General features: G+C 61.4%; 17 protein-coding genes. 9 read left to right on the top strand and 8 right to left on the bottom strand.

The genetic code is table 11. The annotated features are described in order from the left end of the window. Nucleotides 1-5: 5 nt before the first annotated feature. From V3C85_RS05690 to gap (V3C85_RS05710), 5 genes are all read right to left on the bottom strand, one after another. Entirely contained in the window at nucleotides 6-2,567 is a 2,562-nt protein-coding gene (locus V3C85_RS05690) for a cation:proton antiporter (RefSeq protein ID WP_331794118.1), read from the bottom strand. 160 nt (nucleotides 2,568-2,727) lie between these two features. Further along, on the bottom strand, nucleotides 2,728-3,075 hold the full coding sequence (locus V3C85_RS05695; RefSeq protein WP_331794119.1) for a hypothetical protein: 348 nt from the start codon (nucleotides 3,073-3,075) through the stop codon (nucleotides 2,728-2,730). A 109-nt stretch (nucleotides 3,076-3,184) separates the two neighbouring features. Continuing rightward, complete coding sequence (gene gap, locus V3C85_RS05700; RefSeq protein WP_331794120.1) at nucleotides 3,185-4,186, bottom strand: type I glyceraldehyde-3-phosphate dehydrogenase; 1,002 nt, start codon at nucleotides 4,184-4,186, stop codon at nucleotides 3,185-3,187. Nucleotides 4,187-4,273: 87 nt separating this feature from the next. Next, a complete protein-coding gene (locus tag V3C85_RS05705; RefSeq protein WP_331794121.1) occupies nucleotides 4,274-4,417 on the bottom strand; it encodes a hypothetical protein in 144 nt (47 codons plus the stop codon). Nucleotides 4,418-4,451: 34 nt separating this feature from the next. Next, the gene (gene gap, locus V3C85_RS05710) at nucleotides 4,452-5,453 is read right to left on the bottom strand and encodes a type I glyceraldehyde-3-phosphate dehydrogenase (RefSeq protein ID WP_331794122.1); all 1,002 of its coding nucleotides are present in this window, start codon (nucleotides 5,451-5,453) and stop codon (nucleotides 4,452-4,454) included. 206 nt (nucleotides 5,454-5,659) lie between these two features. Between gap (V3C85_RS05710) and V3C85_RS05715 the strand changes: the two genes are divergently transcribed. Further along, the gene (locus V3C85_RS05715) at nucleotides 5,660-6,628 is read left to right on the top strand and encodes a DUF808 domain-containing protein (RefSeq protein ID WP_331794123.1); all 969 of its coding nucleotides are present in this window, start codon (nucleotides 5,660-5,662) and stop codon (nucleotides 6,626-6,628) included. Between the two features lie 10 nt (nucleotides 6,629-6,638). On the opposite strand, the gene V3C85_RS05720 is transcribed toward V3C85_RS05715, so the two are convergent. Together V3C85_RS05720 and V3C85_RS05725 are read right to left on the bottom strand one after the other, a co-directional pair. Continuing rightward, nucleotides 6,639-7,073 carry an RrF2 family transcriptional regulator gene (locus V3C85_RS05720; protein ID WP_331794124.1) on the bottom strand — a complete coding sequence of 145 codons (435 nt, stop codon included), beginning with the start codon at nucleotides 7,071-7,073 and terminating at the stop codon, nucleotides 6,639-6,641. A 108-nt stretch (nucleotides 7,074-7,181) separates the two neighbouring features. Further along, a complete protein-coding gene (locus V3C85_RS05725; RefSeq protein ID WP_331794125.1) occupies nucleotides 7,182-7,430 on the bottom strand; it encodes a hypothetical protein in 249 nt (82 codons plus the stop codon). Between the two features lie 90 nt (nucleotides 7,431-7,520). Here V3C85_RS05725 and V3C85_RS05730 point away from each other — a divergent pair, with 90 nt between their 5' ends. From V3C85_RS05730 to V3C85_RS05765, 8 genes are all read left to right on the top strand, one after another. Next, nucleotides 7,521-9,926 (top strand): glycogen/starch/alpha-glucan phosphorylase, encoded by a 2,406-nt coding sequence (locus V3C85_RS05730; RefSeq protein WP_331794126.1) that lies wholly within the window; start codon nucleotides 7,521-7,523, stop codon nucleotides 9,924-9,926. Between the two features lie 37 nt (nucleotides 9,927-9,963). Then, nucleotides 9,964-12,129, top strand: a complete 2,166-nt coding sequence (gene glgB, locus V3C85_RS05735; RefSeq protein WP_331794127.1) for a 1,4-alpha-glucan branching protein GlgB — start codon at nucleotides 9,964-9,966, stop codon at nucleotides 12,127-12,129. 25 nt (nucleotides 12,130-12,154) lie between these two features. Beyond that, nucleotides 12,155-13,429, top strand: coding sequence for a glucose-1-phosphate adenylyltransferase (glgC, locus tag V3C85_RS05740; protein ID WP_331794128.1), 1,275 nt, complete (start codon nucleotides 12,155-12,157; stop codon nucleotides 13,427-13,429). Between the two features lie 62 nt (nucleotides 13,430-13,491). After that, nucleotides 13,492-14,916, top strand: a complete 1,425-nt coding sequence (gene glgA / locus V3C85_RS05745; protein WP_331794129.1) for a glycogen synthase GlgA — start codon at nucleotides 13,492-13,494, stop codon at nucleotides 14,914-14,916. Beyond that, entirely contained in the window at nucleotides 14,913-17,036 is a 2,124-nt protein-coding gene (gene glgX, locus V3C85_RS05750; protein ID WP_331794130.1) for a glycogen debranching protein GlgX, read from the top strand. Before glgA ends, glgX begins: the two co-directional genes overlap by 4 nt. Further along, nucleotides 17,033-18,661 (top strand): alpha-D-glucose phosphate-specific phosphoglucomutase, encoded by a 1,629-nt coding sequence (locus tag V3C85_RS05755; RefSeq protein WP_445941982.1) that lies wholly within the window; start codon nucleotides 17,033-17,035, stop codon nucleotides 18,659-18,661. The genes glgX and V3C85_RS05755 overlap by 4 nt, the downstream gene beginning before the upstream one ends. Nucleotides 18,662-18,757: 96 nt before the next feature. Beyond that, the gene (locus tag V3C85_RS05760; RefSeq protein ID WP_331794132.1) at nucleotides 18,758-20,287 is read left to right on the top strand and encodes a trimethylamine methyltransferase family protein; all 1,530 of its coding nucleotides are present in this window, start codon (nucleotides 18,758-18,760) and stop codon (nucleotides 20,285-20,287) included. Nucleotides 20,288-20,355: 68 nt separating this feature from the next. Further along, nucleotides 20,356-20,886, top strand: coding sequence for a tetratricopeptide repeat protein (locus tag V3C85_RS05765; RefSeq protein ID WP_331794133.1), 531 nt, complete (start codon nucleotides 20,356-20,358; stop codon nucleotides 20,884-20,886). A 26-nt stretch (nucleotides 20,887-20,912) separates the two neighbouring features. On the opposite strand, the gene V3C85_RS05770 is transcribed toward V3C85_RS05765, so the two are convergent. Then, nucleotides 20,913-21,521 (bottom strand): ATP-binding cassette domain-containing protein, encoded by a 609-nt coding sequence (locus tag V3C85_RS05770; protein WP_331794134.1) that lies wholly within the window; start codon nucleotides 21,519-21,521, stop codon nucleotides 20,913-20,915. Between the last annotated feature and the right edge of the window lies 1 nt (nucleotide 21,522).

Genomic DNA, 21,522 nt, shown 5'->3' on the forward strand with positions numbered 1-21,522 from the left:
CATGGCTATCGTCGCAAGCGCATGGCACTGCGAAACCGGTTCAGCCATGGGTCTTCTGACGGGGCACCGTGAGGCAACACGGTTTCGTCCAGCGCCACGCCGCGCTTTTCGGCACTGGCTTCGACTGCGGCGCACAGGGTGGGCGACCGCCGCAGCAGATCCAGAAAGCGCGCTTCCTCCAGCGACAGCAGCGTCATATGTGTCACGGCCGAGACTTTGGCCCGGCGCGATTTTCGCAGCAACAAGGACAATTGCCCGAACATCTCGCCCCGGCCCAGCAAGAGCCGCTGTCCGGCCTGTTCTACCTCGGCCGCGCCCGAGGCAATGAACCAGACGCGGTTTGGCCGTTCGTCCTTGTTCATCAAAACATCGCCGGGCTTGGCATAGACTGTCTTCATCCGGGCGGCCAGCTTGCCCAGTGAATCCTCATCCAGCCCCGAAAACAGCGGGAAGGCGCGCACCAGATCAACCCGCTGCACCCGCAGGTCCAGCTTGGGCCGTTTTTGCAGGCGGCTGCTTTCGGTGGAGGTTTCTTCGCGCAGGGCCAGCCGCAATTCCGGGCCGATCAGCCCATCTTGGGTCATCTGGTCATATTCCAGCTCTTCCTGGCGCAAGACCAGCCGACGGATCAGCCGGCGCTCCAACTCCTCGGCATAGCCGGGAAATTGCGTGCGCAGGCCCTCCATTTCACGCTCGGCATCTTCGACCCGTCGTTTCAGCAGATCATGCAACAGGCCAGCCACGCGGCGGCCATGGATGCGCAGGATGCGGCCTTCGACAAAGCTGGCAAGGCTGTGCAGCATCTGGGCATGGGCGACCAGCAATTCAAACCGGTCGGCGGTCAGCGTGGCAAGCGGGCCGTTCAGCCGCAGCCGGTTGTGCAGTTGTTCGGCCAGTCGCAACATGCGCCCCGGCTGCAACGACCGGCGGGCCTGCACACGATAGCCATGCCGCCCATCGACCCGCGTGGCTTCGATCAGGCGGTCGGCATCGGCCAGCATCCGGTCGGCCAGGCGGGCCGAAATCAGGCTGTCTTGAAAGGCAAAGAGAATCAGATCGCGTTCATGCCCGGCCATGGCCACAAGGCCCAGGGTCACGCGGTCCCGCTCTAGAACGTCGCGCGCTTCTTCGGCTTTGTCCACGGCACGGTTCAACCGGTCGCCAAAGCGCACGGCCTCATCGCGCACGATGGCCGGGGTCAGCGACAGTTGCCGCGTGGTTTCGGCCACGGTTTCGCGCACCTCTTGCAGCGAAACGGCAACCACCTGATCCGAAAGCGCGCGGTCCAGCGCAGACAGTTTGTCCAGCCCCAGCAGGCTGATCACAAAGCGCAGCGTCGTGCCCTGCACCAGCAAGGTGAACAGCACAAAGCCGGTGGCCACGATGCCGACCTGACGTTTGACCTCGACAAAGATCGACGGGCTTTCCGTCACCGCCAAGGCCAGCGCCAAGGTCACGGCCCCGCGCAAGCCCCCCCACAGGATGGCCAGACGATAGGGCGGTTCGACCCGGGGGGACAATTTGGTCAGGGTCAGCACGGGCAACACCGCGTAAAGGATGATCGCCCGCGCCACCAAAGCCGCGACGACAGTGATCAAGATCAGCCCAAAGTCGCCCGGCCGCAAATTTTCAAGCGCGCGTGGGATCAGCAGGGCCGCCAGCACAAAGATCAACCCGCCAGCCCAATAGGCCATCAAGTCCCAGGAATCGCGCAATTGCTCGGCTGATGGGGGTGAAATGCGGCCGGGGGCCATGAAATTGACCGTCATCCCCGCCACCACCACCGCCACCACGCCCGACGCCCCGACAATCTGGTCGGTTGTCAGGAAGGTGGCAAAGGCGATGGCAAAGCTGACCGACACCTGCGCCAAGGGCCACGGGGCAAGCCAACCCATGACCACAACGCCCACACGCCCGATCAGCCAGCCGACCACGGCCCCAGCGCCGATCAACCACGGCAGGCGCCACAGCGCAGCGGCGATGTCGGGTTCAGCCTCTCGGGTGGCAACGGCAGTCAGGAACACCGAAAACAGCGCGATGGCCGCGGCATCGTTCAGCAGGCTTTCCCCCTCGACAATCCGGGCCAGCCGCTGCGGGGCGGGGGTGGCGCGAAAGATGCTGACCACGGCGGATGGGTCGGTGGTGGAAACGATTGATCCCAGAAGGAAACAGGCGATCAGCGGCATGCTGGTAAAGGGCGCGATGGCCATGCCGATGATGAAGGTGGCCACGATCACAGCCACCACGGCCAGGGTCAGCACCGGCACCCAATCATCCAAAAGCCGCCGCAGATTCAGTGTCAGAGACACTTGAAACAACAGGATCGGCAGAAAGATGTAGATAAAGATGCCCGACGAGATCGGCAGGTTCAAAATCGCCAGTGCCACCGGGTTCAGCGCATCGGTGACGGTGGTTGTCCAGAACCACGATGCACCCGCCCCGATGGCAATGCCCACAGCGGCCAGAATAACGCTGACAGGCAGGCGCAGCCGGGCCGCAAGCGGCTCGGACAGGGCGATGGCCAGAAACAGCCCCGACAGGATGGCTAAGAGGACGAGCAGATTCATGAGGTCAGCATAAAGGCTTGCCCAAAAACAAAAAGACAGGACCAGTCACGAATGGTGACGGGCCAGTAACACGCAAAGCACCGGCCCGCATGAACGCCGCCGCCTTAGCCTGACACCCGGTTCGGGCAGGCGCGCCAAGGGCAGGGGCGGGCCTGCGTTGTCAGCCCAGGCACTGATAGGTTGTGGTGGTTTTGCGCGTATAGAAACGCCGCGTGATGCGTTGGGTGCCACTGTCCATGCGCGCTACCTGAAACTCGGGCGGGCCTTGTTGCAGGTCGATCACCTTGACCCCGTTCGGGCAGGTTGCGGCCACTTTCTGGCAGTAATTTTCCGGCGTTATCACCTGGCCACGGTTCTTGCCAATGACCGCCTTGTTGCCCAACACGGATTGATCGACATTGCATGTGGTCACATACACAGGCTTGCCATCTTGCATCCGCACCGCCTGTTCGGCCTGAACTGTCATGCACCCGATCAGGAAAAACGGGGCCAGGACGGTCAGTGCCACGGGCCGTCTGAGGTGTGAGGGCAGAATATGACTTGGGTTCATGACGGGTTCCAAAATGAAGTTCCCCCTGCGAACTGGCAGGGGGAACTGCTGTTCTGCTGAACCTATGTCAGATCAGTTTGCCCATCGCAACGGCGGTATCGGCCATCCGGTTCGAGAAGCCCCACTCGTTATCATACCACGACAGAACCGAGCACAGGGTGCCATCCATGACTTTGGTCTGATCCATGTGGAAGATGCTGGAATGGGGGTCGTGGTTGAAATCCGACGAGACATTCTTGAACATCGTATAGCCCAGAACGCCTTTGAGCGGGCCATCAGCCGCGGCTTTGATCGCGGCATTGATTTCTTCAACGCTGGTCGCCCGTTTTGCGATGAATTTCAGATCCACCACCGAGACATTCGGCGTTGGCACGCGAATGGCAAAGCCATCCAGCTTGCCTTTCAACTCGGGCAGGACCAGACCCACGGCCTTGGCGGCCCCGGTGCTGGTGGGGATCATCGACAAGGCTGCGGCGCGGGCGCGATACAGATCCTTGTGCATCGTATCCAGCGTCGGCTGATCGCCGGTATAGCTGTGGATCGTGGTCATCATGCCCTTTTCGATGCCGATCACATCGTTCAGCACCTTGGCAAAGGGCGACAGGCAGTTGGTGGTGCAAGAGGCATTCGACACCACCAGATCAGCAGCGGTCAGCGTGTCATGGTTCACACCGTAAACGATGGTCTTGTCTGCGCCTTCGCCGGGGGCGGAAATCAGCACCCGCTTTGAGCCGTTTTCCAGATGGGCCTGGCACTTTTCCTTGCTGGTGAAGATGCCGGTGCATTCCATCACGATATCCACATCCGACCATGGCAGGTCGGCGGGGTTGCGGATTGCCGTGACACGGATCTTGCCACGCCCGGCGTCGATCCAATCGTCGCCCGTTGTCACCTCGCTGGGAAAGCGGCCATGCACGCTGTCAAAGCGCAGCAGGTGGGCATTGGTTTCCACCGGGCCAAGATCGTTGATCGCAATGACCTCAATATCCTTGCGGCCGGATTCGATGATGGCGCGCAGAATGTTGCGGCCGATCCGCCCGAATCCGTTGATGGCAACTTTAACTGTCATGGCAATCCCCTTGATCTGCGACTCGGTTGTCAGGTTTAGCGCTAACATCACCAGTTAGGCCCAAAAAGCAACGTCAGTTTGACGTTGTCAGTTCCAGAATATCACCCAATCTACCAAAGCTGCAAACTTTGGGGCCAGAAAAAGCAAGGCCTGCCCGCCATTGGCGAACAGGTCCAGACATATGGCTGCGACGATCACGCCGCCCAAGGCCAAAGAAATTCGGTCGGTCACACGGCCCCCTTGTGCGGCGGCCCCCAAGACCGCCTTATTGTGCCAGCCGCCCCATCACGCCGGCCACATCGGCCATGCGGCAAGAGAAGCCCCATTCATTGTCATACCAGGCCAGAACGCGCACCGAACGGCCCACGACCTTGGTCTGGTCTGGGGCAAAGATAGACGATTGCGGCGTATGGTTGAAGTCGATTGAGACCTTGGGTTCAGGATCATAGGCCATCACCATGCCCATATAGCCGGCGCAGGCCTCGCGCACGATCTGGTTCACCTCATCTGCCGTGACCGATTTCGCCGCGATAAACGTCAGGTCCACGGCGCTGACGTTGGGGGTGGGCACGCGGATGGCGCTGCCATCCAGCTTGCCCTTCAACTCGGGCAGCACTTCGCCAAGTGCCTTGGCAGCCCCGGTCGAGGTTGGCACCATCGCCATCGCAGCCGAGCGCGCGCGGTAAAGATCGCTGTGGCGGCGGTCCAGCGTGGGCTGATCACCGGTGTAGGAATGGATCGTGGTCATGATGCCCGATTCAATGCCGATGGCGTCGTTCAGCACCTTGGCCAGCGGGGCCAGACAGTTGGTCGTGCACGACCCGTTCGACACCACCAGATGATCCGCGGTCAACTGCCGGTGGTTCACGCCATAGACCACCGTCTTGTCGGCATTCTTGGCGGGGGCCGAAACCAGCACACGTTTTGCGCCGCGGCCCAGATGCACGGCGGCCTTGGCGCGGTCGTTGAATTTGCCGGTGCATTCCAGCACCACATCAACGCCATCCCAATCCAGATCTTCGGGGTTATAGGTTGACATCACGCGGATCGGGCCACGGCCCAGATCCAGCATGCCATCGGTCACCCGCACCGTGCCGGGAAAGCGGCCATGCACCGAGTCGTATTTCAACAAATGCGCATTCGTTTCGACCGGGCCGGTGGCATTGATCGCCACGACTTGAACGTCGTTCCGGTTTGATTCCGCGATATGGGCAAGCGTGCAACGCCCGATCCGGCCAAAGCCGTTGATTCCGACGGTGATGGTCATGCGCGTCTCCTGTGGCATCAGAGTCGGGTTGGGCTTACCCGCAATGCCCCAGTGTTCAAAGTATAAAATCGACGTATTTTCATGATGTTAGCGCAAAAATATGCTGGTTGCGCTAACGGTTGCGCTAAACCGGGCGAGTGGGGGTGGCTTTGCCTTTGCGCGCGGCTGGGTTAGAACGGCGGCGAACAGCGCGGGGATAACTGGGTATGAGTGGCTTGATTGCACTGCTGGATGACGTGGCGGCCATTGCCAAAGTGGCGGCCAGTTCGGTTGATGATATCGCCGCCGCCGCGGCCAAGGCCGGATCAAAGGCGGCAGGGGTGGTGATTGACGATGCGGCGGTAACGCCCAAATACATCACCGGCTTTTCGGCCGATCGTGAATTGCCGATCATCTGGAAAATCGCGCGCGGGTCGGTGCGCAACAAACTGGTCATCCTGTTGCCGGGCCTGTTGCTGTTGCAAGCCTTTCTGCCGCAACTGATCACCCCACTGCTGATGCTGGGCGGCGCCTATCTGTCGTTTGAAGGCGCGGAGAAGGTGTTTCACTACCTGTTTCCCCATGGTGATGCGACGGTCGAACAGGATTTCGACACGGGCGATCCTGTGCATCTTGAAGAAGAGCGCGTCGCCGGGGCCATCAAGACCGACTTCATCCTTTCGGCCGAGATCATGACCATCACCCTTGCCGCCATCCCCTCTAGCACCTTGTGGATGGAGGCGATCACCCTGGGCATCGTTGGCGTGATGATCACCGTGGTTGTCTATGGGGCCGTCGCGCTGATCGTGAAAATGGATGATGTCGGCCTTTACGTTGCCGCCAATGGCCGCACGGGCTTTGGCCGTTCGATGGGCCGGGGGCTGGTTGCGGGGATGCCGAAACTGCTGGTGGTGCTGTCGACCGTTGGCACGGTGGCGATGCTGTGGGTAGGGGGCAGTATCCTGGTTCACGGGGCCGAGGCTTTGGGCTGGCACGCGCCCTATGACACGATCCACCATTGGGCCGAAATCGCCGCGGCGCAGGTGCCGCAGGCATCCGGGCTGGTGGCTTGGGCCGTGACGGCGGCCTGTGATGGTGTCATCGGCCTTGCCTTTGGCTTTGCGCTGATCCCGGTGGTCACGCGGGTGTTGGGGCCGCTGGCGGCGGCCCTGTCGGGCGGTAAAAAGGCCGGGTGATCCGGCGGCTTCAGGCCACTTTCAACAGATCGGTCAGATCGGCATTGTCGCCGATCAGATCGGCAATCGAGGTGCGGTCAAGCCGGGCATAGAAGGCATCCAACGCTTCGGACAGCACGCATTTCAACTGGCAGGCCCCGGCCAGGGGGCAGGTAGTTTCGCCGCCCGCAAAACATTCGGTAAAGGGCAGAACCGCCTCAAAGGCGCGAAACACATCGCCCACGCTGATATCTTCGGCCTTGCGGCCCAGCATCAGGCCGCCAGACCGGCCGCGGATGGTTTTCAAGAACCCCTTTTGTGCCAACAGGTGAATGACCTGCGCCAAGTGGTTTTCACTGGCCGCGCAGGTTTCGGCAACCTCATGCTTGCGCACGAACTGGCCGGGATTGGCTGCGCAAACCATCAGTGTCCGCATGGCAAGGTTGGTTCGGGTGGTCAGGCGCATTGGCATTCTCGGGGTTTGGGGACAATAGCTGCATTGTATTGTGATCTTTCATCCGCCGCCTGCCTTGATCCAGATCATCCGTCGCAGCCCCGCGCGCGGCGATCTGAATCAAATCAGCCTGCGCAGATTCGGTGTTCGGACCGGGTGCCTTGGCCAAGATGCAGCCGGGGGCAAAGGCTGGGGCAGGGGGTTTGACGCCAAAACTGCCTGTTTTTCAGCCCTGCGCGTCGCAGCGGCCAGAAAAACTGTCGATTGATCTTTCAAAGCGCTTTGAATATCCTTTTCCCAGTCGAAAAGCTGCGAAAACTCCGTGCCTTTTGTGAATGTTTGCGGTAACAGTGGCTTCAATTCCGTCATGGCCGCACCAAAGGCGTCCGCTGCGGGCCGGTGGCGGCTTGACCGCAGGGCTTGCAGTCGTAGCCTCGAATGCAGTGACGGCGCCTATAGATGGAACATGCCTTGAACGATCTCAGTGTCACCCCCTCGTCCCTCGAAGCCGATATCCTGCGCCACCTGACCTATACGCTGGGCAAGGATGCCGATCACGCCAGCACCTATGATTGGCGAATGGCGCTGTCCTATGCGATCCGCGACCGGATCGTGGCGCCGTGGTTTGCCTCGACGAAGAAGACGTATGAGACCGATCACAAGCGCGTCTATTACCTGTCGATGGAATTTCTGATCGGTCGCATTCTGGAAGATGCCACGATCAACCTTGGCCTGCGCGACACGGCGCAAGAGGTGATGGCCCGTTTTGGTCAGGATTTCCGCGCCATTGTGGAAGACGAACCTGACGCCGCACTTGGCAATGGCGGGCTGGGGCGTCTGGCGGCCTGTTTCATGGAATCGATGGCCACGCTGGGGTGCCCGGCCTATGGCTATGGCATCCGCTATGAACACGGGTTGTTTCGCCAAAGGTTTGAAGGCGGGCGTCAGGTCGAAACCCCTGAAGACTGGCTGAAGCAAACCCATCCGTGGGAATTTGCCCGCCCCGAGGCGGCCTATACGATCGGCTTCAAGGGCCATGTCGAAACCCGCGACGGGCGCGAACTTTGGGTGCCCGGCGAATCCGTCATCGCCAGTGCCCATGATACCCCGGTGGTGGGGTGGCAGGGCACTTGGGCCAATACCTTGCGCCTGTGGGGGGCACAGCCCACCACGATGTTCGATCTTGATCGCTTTAACCGCGGCGATTACGCCGCCGCCGCCGAGCCGGAAACGCTGGCGCGCACGCTGTCGCGGGTGCTTTATCCCGATGACACCACCTATCAAGGCAAGGAATTGCGCCTGAAGCAGGAGTTTTTCCTGACCTCTGCCGCGCTGCAAGATATTCTGCGCCGCTTCCTGCAAAGCCATAACGATCTGAACCGTCTGCCTGAAAAGGTGGCGATCCAGATGAACGACACCCATCCCGCCATCGCCGGGCCCGAGTTGATGCGCCTGCTGATGGATGATCATGGGATCGAATTCGATCAGGCCCTGACCATCGCGCGGGCCTGCCTTGGTTACACCAACCACACATTGCTGCCCGAGGCGCTGGAAAAATGGGCGACCTTTACCTTTGGCAATGTGCTGCCGCGCCACATGCAGATCATTGAACGCATCGACAGCTGGCACCGCCGCAGCTATCCCTCGCGGCCCCATTATGTGGGCATCGTCAAGCACCATGAGGTGCGGATGGGCGAGCTGGCCTTTATCATGGCGCATAAGGTGAACGGCGTTTCGGCGCTGCATTCCGATCTGGTCAAGAAAAACCTGTTCCCCGAACTGCACCGCCTGCATCCTGACCGCATCATCAACCAAACCAATGGGGTGACGCCGCGGCGGTGGCTGAAAATGTGCAACCGTCCGCTGGCGTCATTGATCACCAACAGCATCGGCGCCGGGTGGGAAGCTGATCTTGACCGCCTGAAAGAGCTGGAAAAGCTGATTGAAACCAAGGCCTTCCGCACTGAATTTGATGCGGCCAAGCGGCTGAACAAAGTGGCGCTGTCGAACTGGATCGCCGAAACCCAAGGCGTTTCGGTCAGCCCTGATGCGCTGTTCGATGTGCAGATCAAGCGCATTCATGAATACAAGCGCCAGCTTCTGAACATCTTGCAAACCATCGCCCATTGGCACCGCATCCGGCAAAATCCGAAGGGCGCCTATGTGCCGCGCGTCAAGATCTTTGGCGGCAAGGCCGCGCCCGGCTATGCCGTGGCCAAGGAAATCATCCGCCTGATCAATGATGTGGCCGAAGTGGTGAACAACGACCCGCTGACGGGCGATCTGCTGAAAATCGTCTATCCGCCGAACTATAACGTCAGCATGGCCGAGCGCCTGATCCCTGCGGCGGATCTGTCGGAACAGATTTCGACCGCCGGCAAAGAGGCGTCGGGCACGGGCAACATGAAGTTCATGATGAACGGCGCGCCGACCATCGGCACGCTGGACGGCGCCAATGTCGAAATCCTGCAAGAGGTGGGCGAGGAGAACTTCTTCCTCTTTGGTCTGACCGCCGATCAGGTGATGCAGCGCCGCCAGGATCCCGATCATGCCCGCAAGGCGATTGAGGCCAGCCAGGCCCTGATGGATGTGCTGCAAATGATCGCCGAGGGCCGCTTTTCGCCCGATCAGCCTGACCGCTATCATGGCCTGGTGCATAACATGTGGCACAGCGATTACTTCCTGGTGGCCAGCGATTTTGATGCGTTTGATGCAGCGCAGGCGCGCGTCGATGCGGCCTATGCCGATCGTGATGGCTGGGCGCGGATGGCGGCACTGAACACGGCACGGTCGGGCTTTTTCTCGTCAGACCGAACGATCCGCAGCTATATGTCAGACATATGGGGCGTCACATCGGCCCTCTGACCGGGGGCAGAAACAGGCAAGTCCGGGGGGGAAAGCCATGTCAGACCTGATAGACGAAGGTGCAGCCCGGGCCATCATCGAGGGGCGCCACGGCGACCCATTCTCGGTGCTGGGCCTGCACAAACGCGGGAAGACATGGGTTGTCACCGTCTTTGCACCGGGGGCCGAGCGTCTTTGGGTGCTGACCGGCAAGGCCAAGGAAACCGAGGCGCAGGCCTGGGGCGAGGGGCTGTTCCTCTGCCCCCTGCCGCGCAAGGCGGCTTACCGGTTGCGCGCCGAAGGCCACGGCACCCGTTGGGATTGGGATGACCCGTTCCGCTTTGGCCCGGTGCTGGGTGAAATGGACGAATACCTGCTGGGCGAAGGCACGCACAAACGCCTTTGGCAGGTTCTGGGGGCGCATCTGATCAGCCATGACGGCGTGGCAGGCACCCATTTCGCCGTTTGGGCCCCGAATGCCGATCGCGTCAGTGTGGTGGGTGATTTCAACATCTGGGATGGCCGCCGCCACCCGATGCGTCGCCGTGGCCCCACCGGCGTGTGGGAGATTTTCATTCCCGGTCTGGGCGAAGGCACAACCTATAAATACGAAATCATCGGGCAGGGCGGGCAGGCGCTGCCTCTCAAGGCCGATCCGGTGGGCTTTGGCAGCGAACATCCGCCCGCCAATGCCAGTGTCGTGCGCCCCATCAGCGGAGAGTTTCACGACGCCGACTGGATGGCCACGCGGGGCCCCCGCCAGACGATCGACGCGCCGATTTCGGTCTATGAGGTGCATCTGGGGTCTTGGCGCCGCGCGCCGGGCGGGCGGATGCTGTCGTATATGGAACTGGCCGAGCAATTGGTGGGCTATGCCGCGGATATGGGCTTTACCCATATCGAATTGCTGCCGGTGTCGGAATTTCCCTTTGACGGGTCTTGGGGCTATCAGCCCGTTGGCCTTTTTGCGCCCACCATCCGTCACGGCACCCCGGCCGAGTTTCGCGCCTTTGTCGATGCCGCCCACCAGCACGGCCTTGGGGTGCTGATCGACTGGGTGCCGGGCCATTTCCCCACCGATGCGCATGGTCTGGGCCATTTCGACGGCACCGCGCTTTACGAACATGCCGATCCGCGCGAAGGCTTTCATCAGGACTGGAACACCCTGATCTACAACTATGGCCGGACCGAGGTGCAGAACTTCCTCGTCTCTAACGCGCTGTATTGGCTAGAGGAATATCATATTGACGGCTTGCGCGTTGATGCCGTGGCCTCGATGCTTTATCGCGACTACAGCCGCAATCCGGGCGAATGGGTGCCCAACCGCGATGGCGGGCGTGAAAATTACGAAGCCATCGCCATGATGCAACGGATGAACAGCATCACCTATGGCGAGGTGTCGGGCATCATGACGGTGGCCGAGGAATCCACCGCCTTTCCCGGTGTCAGCCGCCCGGTCAGCCATGGGGGGCTTGGCTTTGGCTTCAAGTGGAACATGGGCTGGATGAATGACACCCTGTCCTACATGCAAAAAGACCCGATCCACCGCAAATACCATCACCATCAGATGACCTTTGGCCTGCATTACGCCTGGTCTGAAAATTATGTGCTGCCGATCAGCCATGATGAGGTGGTGCACGGCAAGGGCAGCATGCTGGCCAAGATGCCGGGGGGCGGGGATGAACCCTTTGCCCATCTGCGCGCCTATTACGGGTTCATGTGGGCCCATCCCGGCAAAAAGCTGTTGTTCATGGGGCAGGAATTCGCCCAAGGCGCGGAATGGAACCACAACCAGTCGCTGGATTGGCATCTGCTTGATTACCCCCAGCATGCGGGGATGCAAGCCTTGGTGCGCGATCTGAACCGCGTCTATCGCCAGACCCCGGCCTTGCATGTGAACGACTGCCGGGCCGAGGGCTTTGAATGGATCGAGTCGAATGACGCGCAGGCCTCGGTTTACGTCTGGCTGCGCAAGGGCGGGCCAGATGACAAGCCGGTGGTGGCCGTCGTGAACATGACCCCGGTCGAACGCACCTATCGCATCGGCCTGCCGTCTGCGGGCCATTGGGCCGAGATCTTGAATACCGATGCCGCCGCCTATGGCGGGGGCAATCGCGGCAACCTGGGGGGTGTTGTCGCCGAGGCGGTCACTTGGCACGGGCGCGATCATTCCGCGCTTGTCACGCTGCCGCCGCTTTCTGCGCTTTATTTCAGTTTGGTCTAGGGCAAGAGCCCAAAGGGAGGGGATCATGAAGGCAAGACCCAATGTAAGGCTTTCCAGCCAAGCGATGGCCTTTGTTCTGGCGGGCGGGCGGGGCAGCCGGTTGAAGGAACTGACAGACCGCCGCGCCAAACCTGCGGTCTATTTCGGCGGCAAAACGCGGATCATCGACTTTGCCCTGTCGAATGCGCTGAATTCGGGCATCCGAAAGATGGCGATTGCAACGCAATACAAGGCCCACAGCCTGATCCGCCATTGCCAGCGCGGCTGGAACTTCTTTCGGGCCGAGCGGAATGAATATCTGGATATTCTGCCCGCCAGCCAGCGTGTGCATGAAAGCAAATGGTATCTGGGCACCGCAGATGCGGTGGCGCAAAACATTGATATCGTTGACAGCTATAAGGTCAAATACGTTGTCATCCTTGCCGGCGACCATATCTACAAAATGGATTACGAGGTCATGCTGCGCGAGCATGAGGACAACAAGGCCGATGTGACCATCGGCTGCCTGACCGTGCCACGGCAAGAGGCGACCGCCTTTGGCGTCATGCATGTCGATAAATCCATGCGCATCACCAGCTTTCTGGAAAAACCCGCCGATCCGCCTGCCATTCCGGGTGATCCCGACCATGCCCTGGCCAGTATGGGGATTTACGTTTTCAACTGGGATTTCCTGCGCGATCTGCTGTTGCGTGACATGGCCGATCCGAATTCCAGCCATGATTTCGGCAATGATCTGATCCCCGAGATCGTCAAGAACGGCAAGGCGATGGCGCATAAATTCGCGGACAGTTGCGTCACGACCGGGCTGGAAGATGAACCCTATTGGCGTGATGTCGGCACGATTGATGCCTTTTGGCAGGCCAATATCGACCTGACCGATTTCACCCCCAAGCTGGATATCTATGACAACAGCTGGCCGATCTGGACCTATTCCGAAATCGTGCCCCCGGCCAAATTCATCCATGACGAAGATGGCGGGCGGCGCGGTATGGCCATCTCCTCGCTGATTTCAGGCGATTGTATCGTTTCGGGGTCCGAGGTGCGCAATTCGCTGTTGTTCACGGGGTGCCGCACACACAGCTATGCCAGCCTTGAACATGTGGTGGCGCTGCCGCGTGTGGTGGTCAATCGCAAGGCCGAGTTGAAGAATGTGGTGATCGACAGCGGTGTGATCATTCCCGAAGGTCTGGTCGTGGGCCAAGACCCGCTGGAAGATGCCAAGTGGTTCCGCCGCACCGAAAGCGGTATCGTGTTGATCACACAGGATATGCTTGACGCCCGCGCGGCAAAGCTGTCCTAAGGTCTGGTGTTCGGGGGGCATGCCCTCCGAAGGCCTGAGGAATTTGGATAAAGGAAAAGACCATGGGCGGTCGTGTCCTGTCAGTTGCATCGGAAGCCGTGCCGTTCATCAAGACCGGTGGTCTGGCCGATGTGGTGGGGGCGTTGCCTGCGGCCTTGGCCGGGGCAGGCTGGCAGATGCGGGTTCTTTTGCCCGCCTATCGGTCGTTGCGTCCCTTGCTGGACAGCATGACCCCGGTCTGGACCGAAGGCGCGCTGTTTGGCGGCGCGGCCCAGGTGTTTCACGGGCAGGTGCAGGGCATCGATCTTTTGCTGCTGGATGCGCCCCATCTGTATGACCGTGAGGGCGGGCCCTATACCGGCCCCTCGGGCGATTGGTGGGACAATGCCCAACGCTTTGCCGCGTTGTCCTGGGTTGCGGCCCGGATGGCGCGCGAAGGGGTGGGCGGCTGGAAACCCGACATCCTGCATGCCCATGACTGGCAGGCGGGCTTTGCCCCGGCCTATCTGCGCTATCACGGGGCGGGCGGGGTAAAGTCGGTGCTGACCATTCACAACATCGCCTTTCAGGGCTGGGCCGATGCGCGGCTGATGTCTGACCTGCGCCTGCCGCTGGATCAGTTTCATCCCGGCGGGCTGGAATATTATGGCAACCTGTCCAGCCTTAAGGCCGGGCTGGTGACGGCCGACAAGATCACCACGGTTTCCCCCACCTATGCCGAAGAGCTGATGCGACCGGAATTCGGAATGGGGCTGCAAGGCGTGATGGCCGCGCGCAAGGCCGATGTCTTGGGCATTTTGAACGGGGTTGATACCACCATCTGGGATCCGGCGGCGGAACCCACACCCTATTCGGGCCGTGCCTTGGCGGGCAAGGCCACGGCCCGCGCGGCCCTTTGTGCGCGCTTTGGTGTGGATGTGCCGGGGCCGCTGGCCATTGTTGTCAGCCGGCTGACCGATCAAAAGGGGATCGACCTGTTGCCCGCAACCATCCCCGATTTCGTCGCGGCCGGGGGCGGGCTTGTCATCCTTGGTTCGGGCGATCCGGCGCTGGAACATGCGATGCGCGATCTGGCACAGGCCCATCCGGGGCGTGTGGCGCTGCATGTGGGGTATGATGAAACACTCAGCCACCAGCTCTTTGCCGGGGGCGATGCCGTTCTTGTGCCGTCACGCTTTGAACCCTGTGGGCTGACGCAGATGTATGGGCTGCGCTATGGCACCTTGCCGGTGGTGTCGGCCACGGGGGGCCTTGCCGATACGGTGATCGGCGCCAGCCCGGCCACCCTGGCCAGCGGTGCAGCCACCGGCATCGTGTTCCACCCGACCGATGCGCTGGCCCTGGGGCAGGCGCTGCGCAAACTGGTGGCGCTCTATGCCGACCGCAAGCTCTGGGGCCAGATGCAGAAAACCGCCATGACCCATCCTGTCGGCTGGGATGCCTCGGCTGCGGCCTATGCGGCGCTGTATCAGGGCCTGTCGCAGTGACACCAGCATCAGCCCCTTTGCCCAAACGGCTGTCAGGCCATGCCACTGGCCCTGGTCGTCCTTGGCCCATGGGCGCCACATTCGATGGCGATGGCGTGAATTTTGCCGTCTTTTCCGCCCATGCCGAAAAGATCGAGCTGTGCCTGTTCAGCCCCGACGGGCGCAAGGAACTGGCCCGTATCCCGTTTCGCGAACGCGATGGCGACATCTGGCACATGCATGTCGGTGGGCTGACCTTTGGCACCGTCTATGGCTTTCGCGCCCATGGCCCCTATGCGCCCGAACAGGGGCACCGCTTTAACCCGCATAAGCTGCTGCTTGATCCCTATGCCCGTGCGCTGGAAGGACGGTTGCGCTGGTCTGACGCGCTGATGGGCTACAAGATCGGCAGCCCCCGCGCGGATCTGTCGTTTGACACCCGCGACAGCGCCTTTGCCGTGCCCAAGGCGGTGGTCACCGACACATCCTTTTCGTGGGGCGATGATCGCCTGCCGCGCATCCCGCGCAGCGAAACCGTGATCTATGAGGCCCATGTCAAAGCCCTGACCGAACGCCACCCCGCCATCGAAAAGGGGATGCGGGGCACCTATCTGGGGCTGGCCTCTGACCCGATGATCGACCACCTGCAACGGCTGGGCGTCACCACGATCGAACTGCTGCCGACCCAGCATTTCGTCGATGACCGCTTTCTGGTGGCCAAGGGGCTGAAGAACCATTGGGGCTATAACACGCTGGCCTTCTTCGCGCCCGAGCCGCGTTATATGTGCAAGGGCGCGCTGTGGGAATTTCAGACCATGGTGCGCCGCCTGCATTCCGCCGGGATCGAGGTGGTGCTGGATGTCGTCTATAACCACACGGGCGAAGGTGACCAATGGGGGCCGACGCTGTGCTATCGCGGCCTTGATAACGCCAGCTATTACCGGCTTGCCGATGGTGGGCGGCATTATGTGAATGATACCGGCACTGGCAATACGCTGAACCTGACGCATCCGATGGTTCTGCGTATGGTGATGGATTCCTTGCGCTATTGGGTTGAAACCCTGCATGTCGATGGCTTTCGCTTTGATCTGGCCACGGTTCTGGGGCGCGAGGCGCAGGGCTTTGATCCGAACGGCGGCTTTTTTGATGCGATCCGCCAAGATCCGGTGCTGGCCCATGTCAAACTGATTGCCGAGCCTTGGGACATTGGCCCCGGCGGCTATCAGTTGGGGCAATATCCGCATCCGTTTCACGAATGGAATGATCAGTTTCGCGACGGGGCGCGCCGGTTCTGGAAGGGCGATCCGGGCCTGACGGCCGATCTGTCAAAGCGTGTTCTGGGCAGCGCCGAGCGGTTTGACCATTCGGGCCGCAGCGCCACGTCCTCGGTCAATTTCATCACCGCGCATGATGGTTTTACGCTGGAAGATCTGGTCAGCTATACGGTCAAGCGCAATTGGGCCAATGGCGAAGACAACCGCGACGGCCACCACGAAAACCATGCCGACAATCTGGGGGTCGAGGGGCCGAGTGACGATCCCGCCATCCTTGCCGCCCGTGCGTTGCGCAAGCGCAATCTGCTGGCCACGCTGATGCTGTCGCAGGGGGTGCCCATGCTGCTGGCAGGCGATGAGATCGGCCACAGCCAAGGCGGCAACAACAATGCCTATGCGCAAGACAACGAAACCACCTGGCTGGACTGGGCCAAGGCCGATCAGGGCCTGACCGCCTTTGTCGCCCGCCTGTCGCAACTGCGCCGTGATTTTCCGCAACTGCGCCAGCGCCGCTTTTTGCATGCCCGCCAACGCCCGGCTGATGGTTTGCGCGATGTGATCTGGCGCCACGCCGATGGGCGGGAACCCCAGGGCCATGTCTGGCATGATCCGGCCTTTCGCGCGCTTGGGGTTGAGTTGCGCATGGCCGCCGAAGGCGGCGATCCCGGCCCCGGTGCGGTGCTTTTGTATTTTAACGCAGGCCCTGCCACCCCGCTGACCTTGCCCGATACCGCCGGGTGGCAGCTGGTGCTGGACACGACACGCCCCGACGTGACCTTGGGCCCCGCGCCCAAGGATTTGCCTGCGCAATCTGTCTTGATGTTCCGTTCGACCCCGTCAGAGGACGACCCCAAGGGAGGGAAGTGATGATCACCACCGTAAAGACGCAGCCCATTGCCGGACAAAAGCCGGGCACCAGCGGTCTGCGCAAAAAGACCCCGGTTTTCATGGGGCCGCATTACCTGGAAAATTTCGTGCAAGCGATCTTTGATGTGGTCGGCGCCAAGGGCAAGACCTTTGTGCTTGGGGGCGACGGGCGCTATTTCAACGATCGCGCGGCGCAGGTGATCTTGCGCATGGCGGCGGCGAATGGGGCGGTGCGGGTGATCGTGGGGCAGGGGGCGATTCTGTCAACGCCCGCCGCCAGCCACCTGATCCGCCTGAACAAGACCGATGGCGGCATCATCATGTCGGCCAGCCACAATCCCGGTGGCCCGAACGAAGATTTCGGGGTGAAGTTCAACATGCCCAACGGCGGCCCCGCCCCCGAAGGCGTGACCGAAGCCATGTTCCAGCGCACGACCGAGATCACCGAATACCACATGCTCGAAGCGCAGGATGTCGATCTGATCACTGTTGGGCGCAAGCATCTGGGCGAGATGGTGGTCGATGTTGTCGATCCGGTCGCCGATTATGCGGCGCTGATGGAAAGCCTGTTTGACTTCAAGGCTTTGCGCGCCTTGTTTGCGGGTGGCTTTCGGATGCGGATGGACAGCATGTGTGCCGTCACCGGCCCCTATGCGGTGGAAATTCTGGAAAATCGGCTGGGCGCGGCCAAGGGCACAGTGACCCATGCCATCCCCTTGCCTGATTTTGGCGGCATGCATCCCGACCCGAACCCCACCTGGGCGCATGAGTTGATGGCCGAGATGATGGGGGAAAACGCCCCCGATTTCGGGGCTGCCAGTGATGGAGATGGCGACCGCAACATGGTGGTGGGGGCGGGCATCTATGTCTCGCCGTCAGACAGTCTGGCCGTGCTGGCGGCCAATGCCCATCTGGCCCCGGGATATGCGCAGGGATTGGCCGGGGTGGCGCGCTCGATGCCCACCTCGGCCGCGGCTGACCGGGTGGCCGATGCCATGGGAATTGCCAAGTTTGAAACCCCGACGGGCTGGAAATTCTTTGGCAATCTGATGGATGCAGGCCGTGCCACATTGTGTGGCGAGGAATCCTTTGGCACCGGTTCAGACCATGTTCGTGAAAAAGACGGGCTATGGGCCATTCTGCTGTGGCTGAACATTCTGGCTGTGCGCAAGCAATCGGTGCGCCAGATCCTGGAAGAGCATTGGCAGACCTATGGCCGCAACTACTATAGCCGCCATGATTTTGAGGCAATTGCCACCGATCGCGCCGATGCCATGGTCGCCGCGCTGCGTGCCAGCCTGCCAAACCTGCCCGGCCAGCAGTGCGAGGGGATGACCATCGCCGCAGCCGATGATTTCGCCTATACCGACCCGGTTGATGGCAGCACCAGCCAAAAGCAAGGCATCCGCATCCAGTTCACCGATGGCAGCCGCATCGTGATGCGCCTGTCGGGCACCGGCACCGAAGGCGCCACGCTGCGCGTCTATCTTGAACGCTTTGCCCCCGGCCCGGACGGGTTGCACCACGACCCGCAGCAGGCCCTTGGCCCGGTCATTCGCGCGGCCCACAGCCTGTCGCGCCTGACCGAGTTCACCGGTCGCACCGCGCCCGATGTCGTAACCTGACCTGAGACGCCGCTTTCAGACCTTTAACTGTCGCGCCCGATGCGGACTTATCCCCGCCTCGGGCGCTGTCATATCGGGAACCAAGGGGGGCCCGATATGACCGAACACCGCAGATCAGGGCGTCAAGCCCGGCAGGCTGAACGCGCGCAAAAGGGCGGGGGGATGGGCCGGCCCTATATCATCCGCAATATCCCGACCTATGACATCATGGGCGAAGACAGCCTGCAAAAGATCGAGGCCGCGGCCGACCGCATCCTTGCCGAAACCGGCATCGAGTTTCGCGACGACCCCGACGCTCTGGCCCTGTGGAAACGGGCCGGTGCGCGGATTGATGGGCTAACGGTCAGATTTCCGCCCGGAATGCTGCGTGAAATCCTGCGCACCGCCCCGGCGCAGTTCACCCAGCATGCCCGCAACCCGGCCAATTCCATCCAGATCGGAGGGAAATCGGTGGTCTTTTCGCCCGCCTATGGCAGCCCCTTTGTGATGGATCTGGATAAGGGCCGCCGCTTTGGCACGATCGAGGATTTCCGCAATTTCATCAAGCTGGCCCAGTCCAGCCCCAATTTTCACCACTCGGGCGGCACGATTTGTGAACCCACCGACATCGCGGTGAACAAGCGTCATCTTGATATGGTCATGGCCCATATCGAACTGTCTGACCGCCCCTTCATGGGCTCGGTCACCGCCGAGGAACGGTCAGAAGACAGCATCGAGATGTGCCGCATTCTGTTCGGTGCCGATTTCGTCGATCAGAATTGCGTCATTCTGGGCAATGTGAATGTCAACTCGCCCTTGGTCTGGGATGGCACCATGACCAAAAGCCTGCGCGCCTATGCCCGCGCCAATCAGGCTGCGGTCGTTGTGCCCTTTATTTTGGGCGGTGCGATGGGGCCGGTGACCAGCGCCGGGGCGATTGCGCAAAGTCTGGCAGAAACCATGGTGGGCTGCGCGCTGACACAACTGGAGCGTCCGGGGGCGCCCGTTATCTTTGGCAACTTCCTGTCGTCGATGGCCATGCGCTCAGGCTCGCCCACCTTTGGCACACCTGAACCGGCCATCGGTTCGATGGTCATCGGCCAGCTTGCGCGTCGGCTGAACCTGCCGCTGCGCTGCGCGGGCAACTTTACCACCTCTAAGCTGCCCGATGCGCAGGCCATGACCGAAGGCACGATGTCGATGCTGTCGGCCGTTCATTGCGGGGCGAATTTCATCCTGCATTCGGCCGGATTTCTGGATGGCCTGCTGTCGATGTCCTACGAAAAATTCATGCTCGACGCCGATCTGTGCGGCGCTTTGCATGCCTATCTGGACGGGATCACCGTCGATGACGACCAACTGGCCGTTGATGCCTTTGCCGAAGTTGGCCCCGGCAACCATTTCTTTGGCTGCGCCCATACCATGGCCCATTACGAAACCGCGTTCTGGGACAGTGATCTGGCCGATAGCGACCCGTTCGAAAAATGGGAAGCCGCGGGCAGCGTGGATGCCGCCACCCGCGCCAACCGGCTGTGGAAAAAGCGCCTGGCCGACTATCAGGCCCCGGCTTTGGATGCGGGGATCCGCGATGGGCTGGCCGATTTCATTGCCAAGCGCAAAGAGGGCATGGCAGACGCCTGGTATTGATCTACGACCATAGCCGGGGTGATCGGCCCGCCGCTTTGCGTTAGGCTTGTGCAAAGCCGGAGGTTCAGATGCGTGCGTTGATCACCCTTGCCATTGCTGCCAGCCCGGCTTTTGCCGAAACCGAAAGCTATGGCACGCTGAACCCCGAAGAAATGACGATCGACCGGGTGCTAGAGCATGCGCGTGAGGGCGATGTATCGATGACGACCTGCGCGTCAGGTTATTTCATCACCAAGGCCGGGCGTCACGTTCAGGCCCGCCAACTGTTCGAGGCCTGTGCCGCCGCTGGCTATACCGGCGCGATGACATGGATGAGTCAGCTTGACGACAATGGCCTTGGGGCGCCCGAAAACCCCGATGCCGCCGCCCAATGGGACAGGCGCGCAGCCGAGGCTGGTGATCCGGTGGGCATGTTCAACCTGGGCCTTGATCTGATGCGGGGCCGGGGTGTGGCGCAAGATGTCGAAGGGGGCCGCGCTTTGGTGGATCGCGCCGCCGAACTTGGCCTGCCCACGGCGCAGCGCTTGCGGGCCTCGGATTATGATCTGGATGAGGTCACGCCCGATGCCGACAACTGGAAATATGCGCCCCTGTTCTGATGCGCGGGGGCGGCCCCAAGCCGCCGTCAGGCCGCCGTCAGCTGCGCGGGCGCGCCCTGCAACCGCAGAATGCGGCTGGCCAACCGCTGCGCCTCGGACTCGGCATGGGTGACCAGCAGCACGGCAATCTGACGCGTTTTCAGGCTGCGCTCGAACACCATCATCATCTCATCAGCCGTGGCCGGATCAAGGCTGACAAAGGGTTCATCCATCAGCAAAAGATCAGGCTTTGCCGCCAGCGCCCGCGCAAGGGCCAGACGCCGCTGCTGGCCCAAAGACAAGGCATCGGGAAACCGCTGTTCCAGCCCTTCAAGCCCCACCTCGGCCATCAGGTGTTGCGCAAGCTTTTTGTCGCAACGCGTTGGTATCGTGATGTTTTCAATCGCACTGCGCCAGGGCATCAAAGTGGGGTCCTGAAACACCACGCCCAGTGTTCCGGGCCGGGTCACGGTGCCCGCCCAATCGCGATGCAGCCCCGCAATCACCCGCAGCAAGGTGGTCTTTCCCGTGCCAGACGGCCCGGTCAGGGCCACCGCTTCACCTGCCGCAATGGTGACGGACAGGCCACCCAGAACGGGCACCTGTCCATGGCTGGCATGGGCCAGCACCAAGGTAAGCGCGGGGCTTTGCGTCAAC

The sequence above is a fragment of the Pseudotabrizicola sp. L79 genome, from assembly GCF_036553525.1.
Lineage (GTDB): Bacteria > Pseudomonadota > Alphaproteobacteria > Rhodobacterales > Rhodobacteraceae > Pseudotabrizicola.

What these genes read in the sequence shown, in the direction of transcription:
- V3C85_RS05690 (WP_331794118.1), bottom strand. Translation starts at nt 2,567, where the DNA reads ATGAATCTGCTCGTCCTCTTAGCCATCCTGTCGGGGCTGTTTCTGGCC.
- gap (WP_331794120.1), bottom strand. Translation starts at nt 4,186, where the DNA reads ATGACAGTTAAAGTTGCCATCAACGGATTCGGGCGGATCGGCCGCAAC.
- gap (WP_331794122.1), bottom strand. Translation starts at nt 5,453, where the DNA reads ATGACCATCACCGTCGGAATCAACGGCTTTGGCCGGATCGGGCGTTGC.
- V3C85_RS05715 (WP_331794123.1), top strand. Translation starts at nt 5,660, where the DNA reads ATGAGTGGCTTGATTGCACTGCTGGATGACGTGGCGGCCATTGCCAAA.
- V3C85_RS05720 (WP_331794124.1), bottom strand. Translation starts at nt 7,073, where the DNA reads ATGCGCCTGACCACCCGAACCAACCTTGCCATGCGGACACTGATGGTT.
- V3C85_RS05725 (WP_331794125.1), bottom strand. Translation starts at nt 7,430, where the DNA reads ATGACGGAATTGAAGCCACTGTTACCGCAAACATTCACAAAAGGCACG.
- V3C85_RS05730 (WP_331794126.1), top strand. Translation starts at nt 7,521, where the DNA reads ATGGAACATGCCTTGAACGATCTCAGTGTCACCCCCTCGTCCCTCGAA.
- glgB (WP_331794127.1), top strand. Translation starts at nt 9,964, where the DNA reads ATGTCAGACCTGATAGACGAAGGTGCAGCCCGGGCCATCATCGAGGGG.
- glgC (WP_331794128.1), top strand. Translation starts at nt 12,155, where the DNA reads ATGAAGGCAAGACCCAATGTAAGGCTTTCCAGCCAAGCGATGGCCTTT.
- glgA (WP_331794129.1), top strand. Translation starts at nt 13,492, where the DNA reads ATGGGCGGTCGTGTCCTGTCAGTTGCATCGGAAGCCGTGCCGTTCATC.
- V3C85_RS05760 (WP_331794132.1), top strand. Translation starts at nt 18,758, where the DNA reads ATGACCGAACACCGCAGATCAGGGCGTCAAGCCCGGCAGGCTGAACGC.
- V3C85_RS05765 (WP_331794133.1), top strand. Translation starts at nt 20,356, where the DNA reads ATGCGTGCGTTGATCACCCTTGCCATTGCTGCCAGCCCGGCTTTTGCC.